We start from the raw sequence: 14,262 nt of genomic DNA, 5'->3' as shown, positions 1-14,262 counted from the left end.
GCATCCTGTCAGCTCGGGTGGGGCAGCTTGTCAGCGCTGTAGCCGCCGCCGGTGCTTCGAACCGTGGTCAGAGGCGACTGCCGAGCTCGCGACGCTGCTCGCACCCGGCCGCCGCGACCGCCGACCGCGTTCCCCGGTCCTTCTCGGTCGCGACGGCGGAGGCGGAGAGGAGCGTCGCAGCGGTGAGGCTGCCCCACAGGGCGGCCGGGCCCGTGGGGTGCGAGGGTGGTGATGACCGCTGGAGAGACGGCGAGGCCGAAGCCCGAGGAGAGCTCGAAGCGGGCGAGGGCGCGCCCGAGGGCATGGGCCGGTGCGAGGGCGGTGACGAGCGCGGTGGCACTGCCGGCGTAGATGATCTCGCCGATGGTGCAGAGGACGGACACCGCGGCGACGGCTGGGGCGCCCCAGCCGGTTCCCAGCGAGGTGGCCGCGAGGAAGCCGAGGTAGGACGCGGCGAGTACGACGCCGGCGAGAGCCAGCACGGTCCGCCGGGAGAAGCGGGACATCAGGACGGTGACGGGGACCTGCAGGGTGACCACCAGCACCGTGTTGGCCACGAAGACGGCCGCCGGCCACACCGGGGAGGCGTGCAGCTGTGTCACCAGGACCAGCGGGAGCGCGATTTCGGGAACGTTGAGGCAGAAGACGTAGACCACGTTGGCGGCCAGCAGCGCGCGCATCCGGGGTGCGGGCTCGGTGTCCCCGTCCTCGGCCGGGATGGCCGCCGGACGCGCGTGCAGGTGGACCGACCACGACAGGGCCGCCGCGCCGAGGCAGGCGAACCCGGTCACGGCTGCCAGCGCCTGCAGTGCGGTGGTGCCGCCCGCCAGGCATACGGTGGCGATGAGCGCACCCACCCCCAGTCCGGCGTTGCGCAGGGCGCGGCCTCCCGCGAGGGCGGCGTCGCGTTCCCGGCCGTGGGCGACCGTGGCCACGAGAGCCGCGTGGGCGGCAGGCCATGCCTGGTTGCCGACGCCGAGGAAGAGCGCGGCCGTCGCGAACAGCCAGGGGTGCCCCGCGGGGGTGGCCAGCAGCAGCGCCACGCCCAGCACCCGTACCAGCATGGACGCCGCCACGACCGTGCTGCGGGCGCCCCGGTCCAGCCAGCGCCCCACCGCGGGCATGCACACCAGGCCCGCCACGACTCCGACCGTCATGGCGGCGCCGGTGACCGGCGCGGACAGCCTCAGCACCGTCACCCCGTAGAGCAGCAGAAAGGGCCGCAGGAGGCCGGTGCCGAGCGCGTCCACGGCCAGGGCGACCGCATAGCGGGGGCCTCCGGAGGCACGGACGAGGGCGCGGGGCTGGATCTTGGTGGTGGTTGCCATGGCGTCAAACGGTGCGTTCGGCCGCCGGGCCCGGCACGTCGGTTGACAGACACCGTCAATCGATGCCGTCGCCGGTCGTCCGGTCAGTGATGATGAAGGGTGACGTTGAGGATCGACATCAGCGGCCTGCCGTACGAGCGACTGCGGTTCGCCGCCTCCCCGCTGGCCGAGCTGACCGCGATGCTGCATGTGCTGGCCGAGCCCGGGCATCATCCGCAGCTGGCCGACTGGGCCGGGGAGGTCTGGACCCGACTGCGGCCGGAGCTGGCCGAGCGGTTGCGGGAGGCGGAGTTCCTCTGGCGTTCCTCACAAGCCGACTTCATGATTCCCGCCCGACCCCGGCCGACGCTCGTCGAGGAGTTGGACGACGTGGACCGGATCGACGACGAAACGTATGTGACCGCCGCGCTCGCCACCACGTGCGGCGGCAGCCGGGTCCAACTCGCCGCGCCGTCCCCGCTCACCGACGCCACGGCGCGCGCGAGCCCTGGACCTGGCGCAGGCGCGCGGCGCGCGGCAAGAGGCGTTCGCGGAACGGCTGCTCGCGGACCCGGCCGCGGTACGGGCGCGGGTGCGGCGCACCCTCGAACAGTGCGCCGAGGCCTTCTTCGACGCCGCCTGGGCGGGTGTCGCCGTGCGACTCGCCACCGACGTGCGCCTGAAGACCGACCTGTTGAAGCGCCACGGGATCGGGTCGGCCCTCGCATCGGTCTCCGGCGCGGTCACCCTGGCCCCCGACGGGGACTGCATCACCGTGGACAAGCTTCAGGACAAGGCGACCACCGCTCACCACACCGGGATCACCTTCGTCCCCAGCGTCTTCGGCAGCCCACACCTGTTGGTGGTGCACGCGCCCGGCTGGCAGCCGGTGGTGCAGTACCCCGTGGCCGAGCCGAGCCCGTCCGAGCCGGTCTCGCTGGAAACGGTCACCCTACGGCTGGAGGCACTCGCACACCCCGTACGCCTACGACTCCTGCGCACCCTGGCCCGCGGCCCGCACACCACCGGCGAGCTGGCCCACACCTGGGAACTCTCACCCCCGGAGGTCTCCCGCCACCTCGCCGTCCTGCGCCGCACGGGTTTGCTCACGCCCCGGCGGCACGGCCGCTACGTCCGCTACACCCTCAACCTCCCCGCCCTGACGGCCCTGGGCACGGACCTGCTGGCGGCGGTACTGCGCTGAGCGGCCTGGGGTTCGCTCACGACGGACCTTGATCACCCGGCGTCGCACCCCGCACACGCCAAAAGGAACAGAAATGTCCCTTGCGGGCGCGCGGATCGGGTGCGTCGAATCGGGACAAAATGGAACACATGCGAGAGGCTGCCGCCATGACAGCCTCACCTGGCGGCGACACCCCGTACCGCTTCGACGACCTGACCGCCCTCTACATCAACTGCACGCTGAAACCGTCCCCGGAGCTCAGTCACACCCAGGGGCTGCTGGACAAGAGCCGGGGCATCATGGATGCCGTCGGGGTGACGACGGACGTGATCCGTGCGGTGGACCATGACATCGCACCCGGTGTCTACCCGGACATGACCGAGCACGGCTTCGCCGTCGACGCGTGGCCGGAGCTGTACGAGAAGGTGATGGGTGCCGACATCCTCGTGCTCGCCGGCCCGATCTGGCTGGGCGACAACAGCTCCGTCACCAAGCAGGTCGTCGAGCGTCTCTACGCCTGCTCCTCGCTGCTCAACTCGCAAGGCCAGTACGCCTATTACGGTCGCGTCGGCGGCTGTCTGATCACCGGCAACGAGGACGGCGTGAAGCACTGCGCGATGAACGTCCTCTACAGTCTCCAGCACCTCGGGTACACGATCCCGCCGCAGGCGGACGCCGGCTGGATCGGCGCGGCCGGACCCGGGCCGTCGTACCTCGATCCGGGTTCGGGCGGCCCGGAGAACGACTTCACCAACCGCAACACCAGCTTCATGACCTGGAACCTGATGCACCTCGCCGCCCTTCTGAAGCGCTCCGGAGGCGTCCCCGCTCACGGCAACCAGCGCTCACAGTGGGACGCCGGCTGCCGCCCGGGCGCGGACAACCCCGAACACCGCTGAGAGCGACGCCCGTCCGCCCGCGTCACGGGCGGGTACGGCGTTCGCCCGCATCGCCCACGGCTTCGGCATGCGCCTGCTCGGCTGGGGCGTCGCCGAGAACGCCGACTGCCTGGCTCTGCGGCTGTTCGCCGACTCCGACCCTGCCTGTGGGCCGACCTGTTCGCCGTTGTCCCGTGGGTGTTCACATCGGGTCGGTCACACATGCGGTGCTGCGTCATGCCGTCGTGTCCGTCGTCGGCGTCCCTCACGCCGTCGTGTCGCCGTCCCCCGTGACGATCGCCGCTCGGCCGGCCTCCAAGCGGGCCACCGGGACGCGGAACGGCGAGCAGGAGACGTAGTCCAGCCCGGCGGCGTGGAAGAAGTGGACGGACTCCGGGTCGCCGCCGTGTTCGCCGCAGACGCCGATCTTCAGGTCGGGGCGCGTGGCACGCCCCTCGGCGACTGCGATGCCGACCAGCCGTCCGACACCGGAGCGGTCGAGTGTCTCGAACGGGGAAGTGTCGAAGACACCCTTGTCCAGGTAGGCGGAGAAGAACGCCGACTCCACGTCGTCGCGGGAGAAGCCCCAGGTGGTCTGGGTGAGGTCGTTGGTGCCGAAGGAGAAGAAGTCCGCCTCCTCGGCGATGCGGCCCGCGGTGAGCGCGGCTCGGGGCAGCTCGATCATCGTGCCGACCGGGCATCGCACGGGGGCGCCGTACTCCTCGCCGACCGCCGCCAGCACGCCTTCCACTTCGCCGCGCACCAGCCGGATCTCGGTGACGTCCCCGACGAGCGGCACCATGATCTCCGCGTGGGGATCGCCGCCGGCCCGGGTGCGCTCCACGACGGCCTCGGCGACAGCCCGCACCTGCATGGCGACCAGGCCGGGGACGACCAGACCGAGGCGTACCCCGCGCAGGCCCAGCATCGGGTTCGCCTCGTGCATGCGGCCCACGGCGTCCAGGAGCCGGGTGTCGTGCGGGTCCGGCTGCTCGCCGTGGGCCTCGGCGGCGGCGATGCGGACGGCGAGGTCGGTGCGGTCGGGCAGGAACTCGTGCAGTGGCGGGTCCAGGAGGCGGATGGTGACCGGGAGGCCGTCCATCGCCTCCAGGATGCCGGCGAAGTCCTGCCGCTGGAGCGGCAGCAGGGTGTCCAGGGCGTGCTCGCGCTCACGGTCGGTGCGGGCCAGGATCATCTCCTCGACCAGCTTGCGGCGGTCACCGAGGAACATGTGCTCGGTGCGGCACAGACCGATGCCCTGCGCGCCGAAACGGCGGGCGCGGGCGGCGTCCTCGGGGGTGTCGGCGTTGGCCCGGACCTCCAACCGCCGTACACCGTCGGCCCGTTCCAGGGCTCGCGCCACGTCGCGGACCGTTCCGGCCGGCTGTTCGCCGGTCTCCAGATGCCGCATCAGCGGGGAGTCGACCAGCGGCACCGCACCGGCGTACACGGCGCCGGCGGAACCGTCCACCGAGATCACGGCGCCCTCCTCGACGACCGTCCCGTCGCCGGTGGTGAAGCGCCGATGTCCGGTGTCCAGGGTGAGTTCCTCGGCGCCGCACACGCAGACCTTGCCCATGCCGCGTGCGACGACGGCCGCGTGGCTGGTCTTGCCGCCACGGCTGGTCAGCACGGCCTGGGCGGCGATCATGCCGGGCAGGTCGTCGGGCGTGGTCTCCTGCCGTACGAGGATCACCTGCCGGCCCTCGGCGGCGCGCCGCACCGCTTCGGCCGAGTCCAGGACGGCCGCCCCGACCGCCGCGCCGGGGGAGGCCGGGATGCCGTGAGCGAGCGCGTCGGGGGTCGCCGAGGTGTCGAATCGCGGGAACATGAGGCGCGCGAGCCCGTCGCCGCCGACCCGGGCCAGCGCCTCGTCCTGGGTGATCAGCCCTTCGTCGGTGAGCTCGGCGGCGATGGCGAAGGCGGCCTCGGCGGTGCGCTTGCCCACTCGGGTCTGCAGTATCCACAGCGTGCCGCGCTCGATCGTGAACTCGATGTCGCACAGGTCCCGGTAGTGGCGCTCCAACGTCCGCATGTGTTCCAGCAGTTGCCGGTACGAGCGCGGATCGAGGTGCTGGAGGTCGGTGAGCGGCACGGTGTTGCGGATGCCGGCGACCACGTCCTCGCCCTGTGCGTCGGGCAGGTAGTCGCCGTACAGGCCGGGGCGTCCGGTGGCCGGGTCCCGGGTGAAGGCCACGCCGCTGCCGGAGTCGGAGCCGAGGTTGCCGTAGACCATGCGCTGCACGGTGACGGCGGTGCCCAGGTCGTCGGGGATGTGCTCGCGCCGCCGGTACAGGCGGGCGCGCTCCCCGTTCCAGGAGCGGAAGACGGCGAGGATCGCCCGGCGCAGTTGCTCGGCGGGGGACTGCGGAAACCCCTCGCCGGTCTCGTCGTGGATCAGGCGCCTGTACGCCTCGACGAGTTCGGCCAGGTCCTCCGTGCCGAGGTGTACGTCGTCGCGGACTCCGCGGTCCTCCTTGAGGGTCGTCAGGGCCCGCTCGAACAGCGCGGTGTCGACGCTCATGACCGTACTGCCGAACATCTGGACCAGGCGCCGGTAGGAGTCCCAGGCGAACCGCTCGTTGCCGGACGCCTCGGCCAGCCCCAGGACGGAGGCGTCGTTCAGGCCGATGTCGAGAACGGTCTCCATCATGCCGGGCATGGAGAACCGTGCCCCGGAGCGGACCGACACCAGCAGCGGATCATCCGGATGCCCCAGCCGGCGCCGGGCTCCTTCCTCCAGCGCGGACAGATGCTCGGAGACGTCACGGAACATGCCGTCCGGTTCGGCGCCGGTGGCGAGGAAGGCCCGGCACGCCTCGGTGGTGATGACGAAACCCGGCGGGACCGGCAGGCCCAGCCGGGTCATCTCCGCCAGGTTCGCGCCCTTGCCGCCGAGCAGGCCGTCCAGCTCACGGCCGCCCTCCGCGAAGTCGTACACGTAACGGACCATGACACCTCGCCCCTCTAGGTGTGCTGTCCGGACAGGTCGAAATCCACGTCGACGACGCCCTCGACGGCGCGGATGAGGCGGGCGGCGACCGGGACGAGGGAGGTGTCCCGGATCTTCCCGGTGAGGGTGACGACGCCGTCGGAGACCTTGACTTGGATGGGTTCGACCGGGAGGGGGAAGAGGGGGGAAACGACTTCCCGGCGAATCTCCTCGGCCAGTTCGTCGTCCGGCCTGAGGAACACCTTCAGCAGGTCCGACCGGCTGACGACGCCCTCGATGACGCCCTCGTCGTCGACGACCGGCAGGCGCTTGACGCTGCGCTGGGCCATGATGCGGGCGGCCTGCGCCAGGGTGGCGTCGGGGTGCACCGTGACGGCCGGCGCCGACATCAGCTCCTCGGCCGCCAGCGCACCGGCTTTGCCCAGGTCGGACAGGCGGCTCATCTGCGTGAACCGGTCGGGAACGCTGTCGCGGAACTCCTCCTTGGGCAGCAGATCGGCCTCCGATACGACGCCGACGACCCGCCCCTCGCCCTCCAGCACGGGAAGCGCGCTGACCTTCCACTGCTCCATGATCTGGACGATGTCCTTGAACGGGGCCTCACGCCCCACGGCCACGACGGTGTGCGTCATGACGTCGCTGACGATGTGCGGGCTGCCGTGCACGGTGTGCTCCTCGGGATGTCGGGTACGGCACGGTGCGAGCGCCGCCGACGCGGCCCCACTCGATGGGACCGGCCTCCGGACGCCGTCGGAACTCGCTGCTTCCAGACTCCACCCGGCCGGCGCACGGCACCACAGGCCGCTCGGGCCCGATGACGGGGCCCTTCGCCTCGAGGCGGGGGTTCTGAGGGCGGCCAGGACGGGTCGAACGTCCCCGAGCAGGGGCCGAACAGCCTCTCGCCCCCCGATGTCAGGCATGCGACGTTGATGACGGCCCCTCGGGGCTGCCCTGCGAGAGGCGAAAGGCGAGAGGCGAGAGGCGGCGGGGAAGATGACCATGGAACTCCCCCTGGTAGTGGGCGTTGACGGCTCGGACGGCAGCCTGGCCGCCGTCGACTGGGCGGTGGACGAAGCCGCCCGGCACCGTCTGCCGCTGAGGTTGGTGTACGCCTCGCAGTGGGAGCACTACGAAGGCGCCGTACCGTCCGCCGGTCTGAACCGTCCGTCGGAGCAGGTACTGGCCGAGCACATCGTCGCCTCCGCCGCGGAACGCGCCCAGCGGCGCCACCCGGACGTCAAGGTCTCCACCGACATCCTGGCCGCCGAAGCGGCGGACGCCCTCCTGCGGGAGGGTGACCATGCCGCCGCCCTGGTCACCGGGTCCCGTGGCCGTGGTGAGCTGAAGGGACTGCTTCTCGGCTCCGTCGGCCTGGCGGTCGCGGCCCGCGCGCACTGCCCCGTGATCGTGGTCCGCGGCGACACAGCGGGCCTGGCCGGCACCCACGAACGGATCCTGCTCGGCGCCGGAGACCCTGACACGAGCGGTGACGCCGTGCGGTTCGCCTTCCGCGAGGCCGAGGCCCGGGCGTGCGTCCTCGACGTCGTACGGGCGTGGCGCGCCCCGGCACAGGAGGGCGCCGACCCGGCCGCACCGGCAGCGACACCGGCACGGAGCCACGAAGAGCAGGCCGGCGCGCTGCTCGACACGCTGCTGCACGATGCGATGAGCGATCACCCGGCCATAAGGGTGCGTCGTACGACCGTTGAGGGCCCCGCTCACCACGCGCTGGTGCACCGCTCGGCCGCAGCCGACCTCGTGATCGTCGGAACACGCCGTCGGCACGGCCATGTCGGGATGCAGCTGGGACGGGTCAGCCACGCCCTGCTGCACCACGCGCAGTGCCCGGTGGCTGTCGTACCGCAGGAATGACCAGGCATGCGGCTGTGGTCGTAGGTCGGTGGTGACCCGCGTACTCAGTCGGCGTGGCCGGCCATGCTGGTCGCATCGGCCTCGCTCGCGCGGTCGGCCGGATGCCGTGGTTGCTTTCGTGGGCGGCGGGGGGTGGTGAGGACGGCGAGGCAGGTGATGACCAGCGCTATGCCGGTCCAGCCGGTGGTGGGGAGGCGTTCGCCGACGACGAGGACGGCGAGGACGGCCGCGACGGCCGGTTCGAGCAGGGAGAGGGTGGTGGCGGTGCTGGCGGGTACGTGGGCGAGTCCCCAGCCGAACAGGACGTAGCCGGCGAACATGGGGACCAGCGCCATGTAGGTGCCTACGGCAGCGTTGGACCAGGAGGCCACGAGCGGGGCGCCGGTGACCGCGAGAACGGGCAGCAGGAGCAGACCGCCGAGGCCGAAGACGGCGCCCATCGCCGCCCGGGAAGGGATGTGGCGGGTGATGAGGCGGTGTGCCGCCCAGGAGTACAGGGCGTAGGTCGCGGCGGCGACGATGCCGAGCCCGATGCCGAGCAGTGTGCCCGCCGTCGAGGCCCGTCCCGTGTCGTCGGGGGCGTGGGCGGCTTCGGCGACGCACAGCAGGACCGTGCCGAGCAGGCCGAGCGTGGCGGCGAGGATCCAGCGGCGGGTGAGTCGGCGGCCGTCCGCGACGCGTTCGATCAGGGCCGAGGCGAGCGGCGCGGTGCCGATGGACACCACCGTGCCCACGGCGACGCCGGCCAGGTGCATCGAGCTGTAGAACGCCAGGGGATAGACCGCCACCGACGCGGCGCCGAGCAGGACCGTGCCCCGTCGCTCGCGCAGCCGGCCGACCTGGTGAGTGATCTGCCGAGTGGCGGAGAGGGCCTGGAGGAGCCCACCCAGGCCCATGGCGACGGCGCCGATGGCGAGCGGGCCCACCTCCGGGGCGAAGGTGGCGGCCGTACCCGTCGTCCCCCAGAGCAGGGAGGCGGCCAGCACACACAGGGCCCCGATGCTCGCGGACGGACCGCTGTCGACGCCCCTCACGGCCGGTCCAGCAAGGTCGCGGCCAGCGAGCGGGCGTGGTGGAGACGATCAGCGCCACCCTCCAGCCCCGCACGGGCCATCGCCCCCTCCAGGAGGAAGGCGAGGTGCTCGGCCAGCGCGCGGGCCTGCTCGGGGCGGCCGGGCAGCAACTCCTCCAGGTGGCCGGCGATCAGGCGCTCGACCTCCTCCTTGTGGGCACGCACCACGGCCCGGCCCTCGTCTCCGGCCGGGAGTTCGGCGGCGGCGTTGAGCAGACCGCAGCCGCGGAAGCCGTGGTCGTAGGCGAAGGCCGCGTGGTCGGCGTACGCGTCGAAGACGGCCAGCACCCCCTCGCGCGGGCCCCGGGCGCGCTCCAGCCGGGTCCGGTACAGGACGAGCCACTCCTCGTGCCGGGCATCCAGGTAGGCCCGGACCAGGTCCGCCTTGGAGGAGAAGTTGTTGTACAGGCTCATCTTCGCCACGCCGGCCTCGGCCGTGATCGTGTCGATGCCGGTCGCCGCCACGCCGTCGGCGTAGAACCGGCGAGCCGCCGCCTCCAACAGCCGCTCCCGCGCCGGCCGCCGCCGCCCGCTCCCCGCTGTGTTCAGGGGGTCAGCCTCGCTCATCACGATCCAAACCAGGTAGGTAGGTAGGTCTACCTAGATTAGCGTACGTCCTGTGCCTCCCGTGTCCGCGACAGCGGGACAGGAGTGTCCGCCGACAGCAGGCCCTCGGTGCGCAGGTCGTTCCAGAGGGCGTCCGGGATCGGACGCCGGAGCTGCTCCATGGTGTCCCGCACCTCCTCCGGGGAACGCGCGCCGGTGAGCACACTCGCGACCGCGGGATGGCCGAACGGGAAGCGCAGGGCGGCGGCGCGCAGCGGGACGCCATGACGCTCGGACACCGCCTGCAGGCGCAGCGCGCGGTCGAGCACCGGTTGAGGCGCGGCGGCGTAGTCGTAGGTGGCGCCTGGCCGGGGCGCGACGAGCAGCCCGGAGTTGAAGACACCACCGATGACGACGCTCCGGCCCCGGGCGGCGGCCTCCGGCAGTACTTCGGCGAGGCCGTCCTGCTCCAGCAGGGTGTAGCGGCCGGCCAGCAGCACCACGTCGATGTCGGTCTCCCGCAGGAAGCGTGCGGGAAGCCCGGACTGGTTCATCCCGACGCCGATCGCCCCGACCACGCCTTCAGCGCGCAGCCGTTCCAGCGCCGGGTACGCCTCGCGCAGAGCCTGCTCGGCGTGGTCGTCCGGATCGTGCAGCAGGACGACGTCGACCCGGTCGAGGCCGAGTCGGTCCAGGCTCGCCTCCAATGACCGCAGCACCCCGTCGGCCGTGAAGTCCCAGACACGGCGGTGGGTCGCCGGTACGGCGAAGCCATGGGTGAGGTCGTCGTCGTGGTCGGCCTCGGGGTTCGGTACGAGCAGGCGGCCCACCTTGGTGGAGACGGTGTACGTGTCCCGGGGGCGGCCGCGCAGGGCCTCGCCGAGCCTGCGCTCCGACAGGCCGAGGCCGTAGTGGGGCGCCGTGTCGAACGTGCGGATTCCCGCGTCCCACGCCGCCTCCAGGGTGGCGAGGGCGGTCTCGTCGGTGACCGGTCGGTAGAGGTTGCCGATCCCCGCGCAGCCCAGCGCCGCCTGGGTGACCGTGACCGCTCCGGCGCCCAGTCGCGTGGTCCTCACGACGGGTTCGCCGGGCGCAGCCGCAGGCCCTGCATGCCGCCGTCCACCGCGAGCGTGGTGCCGGTGACGCTGGCCGCGGCGGGACTCGCGAGGTAGACGATGGCGGCTGCCACCTCGTCGGCGGTGACCAGGCGGCCCATGGGCTGGCGGGCGTTGAGGGCGGCGCGTTCGGCCACCGGGTCGTCGGCGGCGTCGAGGAGACGGCCCACCCAGGGGGTGTCGGCGGTGCCGGGGTTGACGCAGTTGACGCGGATGCCCTCGCGGACGTGGTCGGCGGCCATGGCCAGCGTGAGGGACAGCACGGCCCCCTTACTGGCGCAGTACAGCGCCCGCTGCGGCAGTCCGGCGGTGGCGCCGATGGAGCAGGTGTTGACTACGGCGGCGTGTGCGGACCGGCGCAGATGGGGGAGGGCGGCGCGGGTGGTGCGGACGATACCGATGACGTTGACGTCCAGGACGCGGTGCCACTGCTCGTCGGGATTGTCCTCGATGGTGCCGATGGCGCCGATGCCCGCGTTGTTGACGAGGATGTCGATGCCACCCAGCGCGGTCGCTGCGGCCTCCACGGCGGCGCGTACCGAGGCGTCGTCGCTGACGTCGGCCTTGAGACCGAGCAGCGGCGCGGGCACGTCCGACGGTTCGAGATCGAGTACGGCAACCGCCGCGCCCCGCGCGGCAAGCGCGCGGGCCGTGGCGAGCCCGATGCCGGCGGCGCCTCCGGTGACGACGGCTGTCGCATGGTGGCGGAGAAGCCGGGTGCGAGGGGGGCGGTGTAGTGGCCGTCGCGGATCACCACCGGGTCGGTGAAGTGCTGGTGGAGGTGGTCGACGTATTCGATGACGCGGTTGTCGGTGGTACCGGTCAGGGCGAGGTAGTCGAACATCGACAGGTGCTGGACGAGTTCGCACAGGCCCACTCCGCCGGCGTGCGGGCAGACCGGGACGCCGAACTTCGCGGCGAGCAGCAGGATGGCGAGGTTCTCGTTGACTCCGCCGACCCGGGCGGCGTCGATCTGCAGGATGTCGATGGCGCCGGCCTGCAGGAGCTGCTTGAAGACGATGCGGTTGTGCACGTGTTCGCCGGTGGCGACCTTGACGGGGGCGACGGCATGGCGCACGGCGGCGTGTCCGAGGATGTCGTCGGGGCTGGTGGGCTCCTCGATCCAGTACGGGTCGAACGCGGCGAGCGCGTTGGTCCAGGCGATCGCCTCGTCGACGTTCCAGCGCTGGTTGGCGTCGATGGCGATGCGGATGGTGTCGCCGACGGCGGCGCGGGCGGTGCGCATACGCCGGATGTCGTCGGCCAGGTCGGCGCCGACCTTGAGCTTGATCTGGGTGAAGCCGTCGGCGACGGCCTGTTTGGCCAGGCGGGTGAGCTTGTCGTCGCAGTAGCCCAGCCAGCCCGGGGAGGTGGTGTAGCCGGGGTAGCCGCGCTCCAGCAGGACCGCCTCGCGCTCGGCGAGCCCGGCACGGCCCTGGCGCAGGAGGGCCAGGGCGTCCTCGGGGGTGAGGACGTCGGCGATGTAGCGGAAGTCGACCTGGGAGACCAGCCACTCGGGTTCGGCGTGGGCGAGCAGGCGCCACAGCGGCTGCCCGGCACGCTTGGCGGCCAGGTCCCACACCGCGTTGACGACCGCGCCGATCGCCATGTGCATCACGCCCTTTTCCGGGCCGAGCCAGCGCAGCTGGCTGTCCCCGATCAGGTCGCGGCTTAGCGAGCCCGGATCGGCACACACCTCGGCGACCGAGCGGCCCACGACGTGCGGGCGCAGCGCGGCGATCGCGGCGACCTGGACATCGTTGCCACGTCCGATGGTGAAGGTGAAACCGTGGCCCTCCAGCCCGTCGGCGGCGTCGGTGCGCAGCACCACATAGGCGGCGGAGTAGTCGGGATCGGGATTCATCGCATCCGAGCCGTCCAGCTCCCGCGACGTGGGAAAACGGACGTCGTAGGTCTCCACGGCGATGATCCGGGGCGAGATTGCAGTCAAGGGAATGCCTTTCACGCTCGGCCGAAGAACTGGCGCTGGCTGCCCAGCCCGTCCACAGCGAGCTCGACGGTGTCACCGGGACGCAGATAAGGAGTGCCGGGCAGACCCAGAGCCACACCCGCGGGCGTTCCGGTATTGATCACATCGCCGGGCTCCAGAACCATGTACTGGCTCAGGTACGACACGATGTGGTCGACCGGGAAGATCATGTCGCTGGTGTGGCCGTCCTGCCGCTTCACGCCGTTGACGCTCAGGTGCAGCCCGAGGTCCTGCGGATCGCCGACCTCGTCGGCGGTGACCAGCCACGGGCCGAGCGGGTTGAAGGTCTCGCAGGACTTGCCCAGGTCCCACTGCGCGGAGTATTCCAGCTGGAACTCGCGCTCGGAGACGTCATGGCTGATCGCGTACCCCGCGATCACCGCCCGCGCGGCCTCGGGGCCGTCGAGGTAGCGGGCCCGGCGGCCGATGACGACCGCGAGCTCCACCTCCCAGTCGGTCTTCACCGAGCCGCGGGGGACGAGGACCTCGTCATAGGGTCCGACGACCGTTCCCGGGTCCTTCATGAACACCACGGGGCGCGGAGGAATTGGCGCACCGGTCTCGGCGGCGTGGTCGCGGTAGTTGAGACCGACGCAGACGATCTTGCCGGGGCGGGTGATCGGTGCGCCGATCCGCAGGCCTTCCGCCTCCAGTTCGGGCAGTTGCCCCGTCGCGACCGCCGCACGGGCCCGCTCGACACCGTCCGAGGCGAGAAAGGCACCGTCGATGTCGGAGGCCACGGAGGACAGATCCAGCAGTCGGCCGTCGTCGGTGCGGACAGCGGGCCGCTCCTCGCCGGGGGCGCCGACTCGTAGCAGTTTCACTGGGGCAACTTCCTTGTCATGAGGAGCGTCAGGGCGGTTGGCCGTCCTGGGAGGGTTTCGACCGCCTTCCTCAGTCATCGGAGGTATGGCGGCACGGGTGACTGTAAGCGCAGCGGGACCGGCTGGCAATGGAGACGTCGGATGTATTCGGTCACGGCCAACGGCTCTGCACTCCTCTATGGCCGCAATGGGCAGGTTTCCTCCCATTGGCGCCCGCGAGAAGAGGTCGGTGGACGGCGGTCCGCAGCGCCCTGCCGACTCGCGGAGTGTCCTTGCCCGATGCCTCACGAATCGGTACGTGCAGGCTCTTGTCAGCGCGGGCGACGCCGTCGTAACGTCCTCGACGTCCGAGATACATCGGAGGAATCGTGGCACGGTGATCCGGCGCGTTGGGGGCTCGCGGTGCCGCGGTCCGGCCTCCGTGTCGTGGCCACCGCTGACTCACACCCATCTCGTCATCGCCCGCGGCCGCGCATGCCCCGTACCGACCCCGCCGCACGCCCGGCAGACGGCCTCGCCTCC

General features: G+C 71.8%; 9 protein-coding genes and 4 pseudogenes. 4 read left to right on the top strand and 9 right to left on the bottom strand.

Features of this window, described 5'->3' with window-relative positions:
* Nucleotides 1-67: 67 nt before the first annotated feature.
* Nucleotides 68-1,328, bottom strand: a pseudogene (locus IG99_RS37840) (MFS transporter).
* A 99-nt stretch (nt 1,329-1,427) separates the two neighbouring features.
* On the opposite strand from IG99_RS37840, the pseudogene IG99_RS37835 reads away from it, so the two are divergent.
* The 3 genes and pseudogenes from IG99_RS37835 to IG99_RS52175 all read left to right on the top strand — a co-directional run.
* Nucleotides 1,428-2,511: pseudogene (locus IG99_RS37835) on the top strand (DUF5937 family protein).
* A gap of 146 nt (nt 2,512-2,657) precedes the next feature.
* Nucleotides 2,658-3,389 (top strand): flavodoxin family protein, encoded by a 732-nt coding sequence (locus IG99_RS37830; protein ID WP_037682435.1) that lies wholly within the window; start codon nt 2,658-2,660, stop codon nt 3,387-3,389.
* 25 nt (nt 3,390-3,414) lie between these two features.
* Nucleotides 3,415-3,528 (top strand): annotated as a pseudogene (locus IG99_RS52175) (2-hydroxyacid dehydrogenase); the annotation flags it as partial.
* A 105-nt stretch (nt 3,529-3,633) separates the two neighbouring features.
* Here IG99_RS52175 and ppdK read toward each other — a convergent pair.
* Both ppdK and IG99_RS37820 read right to left on the bottom strand, forming a co-directional pair.
* Nucleotides 3,634-6,321 carry a pyruvate, phosphate dikinase gene (gene ppdK / locus IG99_RS37825; RefSeq protein ID WP_037682433.1) on the bottom strand — a complete coding sequence of 896 codons (2,688 nt, stop codon included), beginning with the start codon at nt 6,319-6,321 and terminating at the stop codon, nt 3,634-3,636.
* 14 nt (nt 6,322-6,335) lie between these two features.
* Entirely contained in the window at nt 6,336-6,986 is a 651-nt protein-coding gene (locus IG99_RS37820) for a CBS domain-containing protein (protein WP_037682432.1), read from the bottom strand.
* Between the two features lie 334 nt (nt 6,987-7,320).
* Here IG99_RS37820 and IG99_RS37815 point away from each other — a divergent pair, with 334 nt between their 5' ends.
* The gene (locus tag IG99_RS37815) at nt 7,321-8,193 is read left to right on the top strand and encodes a universal stress protein (RefSeq protein WP_037682430.1); all 873 of its coding nucleotides are present in this window, start codon (nt 7,321-7,323) and stop codon (nt 8,191-8,193) included.
* A 44-nt stretch (nt 8,194-8,237) separates the two neighbouring features.
* Here the strand turns inward: IG99_RS37815 and IG99_RS37810 are convergent, their stop codons facing one another.
* The 6 genes and pseudogenes from IG99_RS37810 to IG99_RS37785 all read right to left on the bottom strand — a co-directional run bounded on the left by IG99_RS37810 (nt 8,238) and on the right by IG99_RS37785 (nt 13,740).
* Nucleotides 8,238-9,227 (bottom strand): DMT family transporter, encoded by a 990-nt coding sequence (locus tag IG99_RS37810; RefSeq protein WP_394298067.1) that lies wholly within the window; start codon nt 9,225-9,227, stop codon nt 8,238-8,240.
* A complete protein-coding gene (locus tag IG99_RS37805) occupies nt 9,224-9,832 on the bottom strand; it encodes a TetR/AcrR family transcriptional regulator (protein ID WP_037682429.1) in 609 nt (202 codons plus the stop codon). The genes IG99_RS37810 and IG99_RS37805 overlap by 4 nt, the downstream gene beginning before the upstream one ends.
* A gap of 38 nt (nt 9,833-9,870) precedes the next feature.
* Nucleotides 9,871-10,887 carry an aldo/keto reductase gene (locus IG99_RS37800; protein ID WP_037682428.1) on the bottom strand — a complete coding sequence of 339 codons (1,017 nt, stop codon included), beginning with the start codon at nt 10,885-10,887 and terminating at the stop codon, nt 9,871-9,873.
* Nucleotides 10,884-11,591 (bottom strand): SDR family NAD(P)-dependent oxidoreductase, encoded by a 708-nt coding sequence (locus IG99_RS37795; protein WP_037682536.1) that lies wholly within the window; start codon nt 11,589-11,591, stop codon nt 10,884-10,886. Before IG99_RS37795 ends, IG99_RS37800 begins: the two co-directional genes overlap by 4 nt.
* A 20-nt stretch (nt 11,592-11,611) precedes the next feature.
* A pseudogene (locus IG99_RS37790) lies at nt 11,612-12,877 on the bottom strand (L-fuconate dehydratase); the annotation flags it as partial.
* 11 nt (nt 12,878-12,888) lie between these two features.
* Nucleotides 12,889-13,740: a fumarylacetoacetate hydrolase family protein gene (locus IG99_RS37785; protein WP_037682426.1), complete on the bottom strand. Its 852-nt coding sequence runs from the start codon at nt 13,738-13,740 to the stop codon at nt 12,889-12,891.
* Nucleotides 13,741-14,262: the final 522 nt, after the last annotated feature.

The organism is Streptomyces griseus subsp. griseus (assembly GCF_000720255.1).
GTDB classification, from domain to species: Bacteria; Actinomycetota; Actinomycetes; order Streptomycetales; family Streptomycetaceae; genus Streptomyces; species Streptomyces griseus_I.
The sequence above is the reverse complement of the archived record's forward strand: the minus strand, read 5'-3'. Positions and strand labels throughout refer to the sequence as shown.

Coding starts and splice junctions, on each gene's coding strand:
- IG99_RS37805 (WP_037682429.1), bottom strand. CDS start 9,832: ATGAGCGAGGCTGACCCCCTGAACACAGCGGGGAGCGGGCGGCGGCGG.
- IG99_RS37815 (WP_037682430.1), top strand. CDS start 7,321: ATGGAACTCCCCCTGGTAGTGGGCGTTGACGGCTCGGACGGCAGCCTG.
- ppdK (WP_037682433.1), bottom strand. CDS start 6,321: ATGGTCCGTTACGTGTACGACTTCGCGGAGGGCGGCCGTGAGCTGGAC.
- IG99_RS37830 (WP_037682435.1), top strand. CDS start 2,658: ATGACAGCCTCACCTGGCGGCGACACCCCGTACCGCTTCGACGACCTG.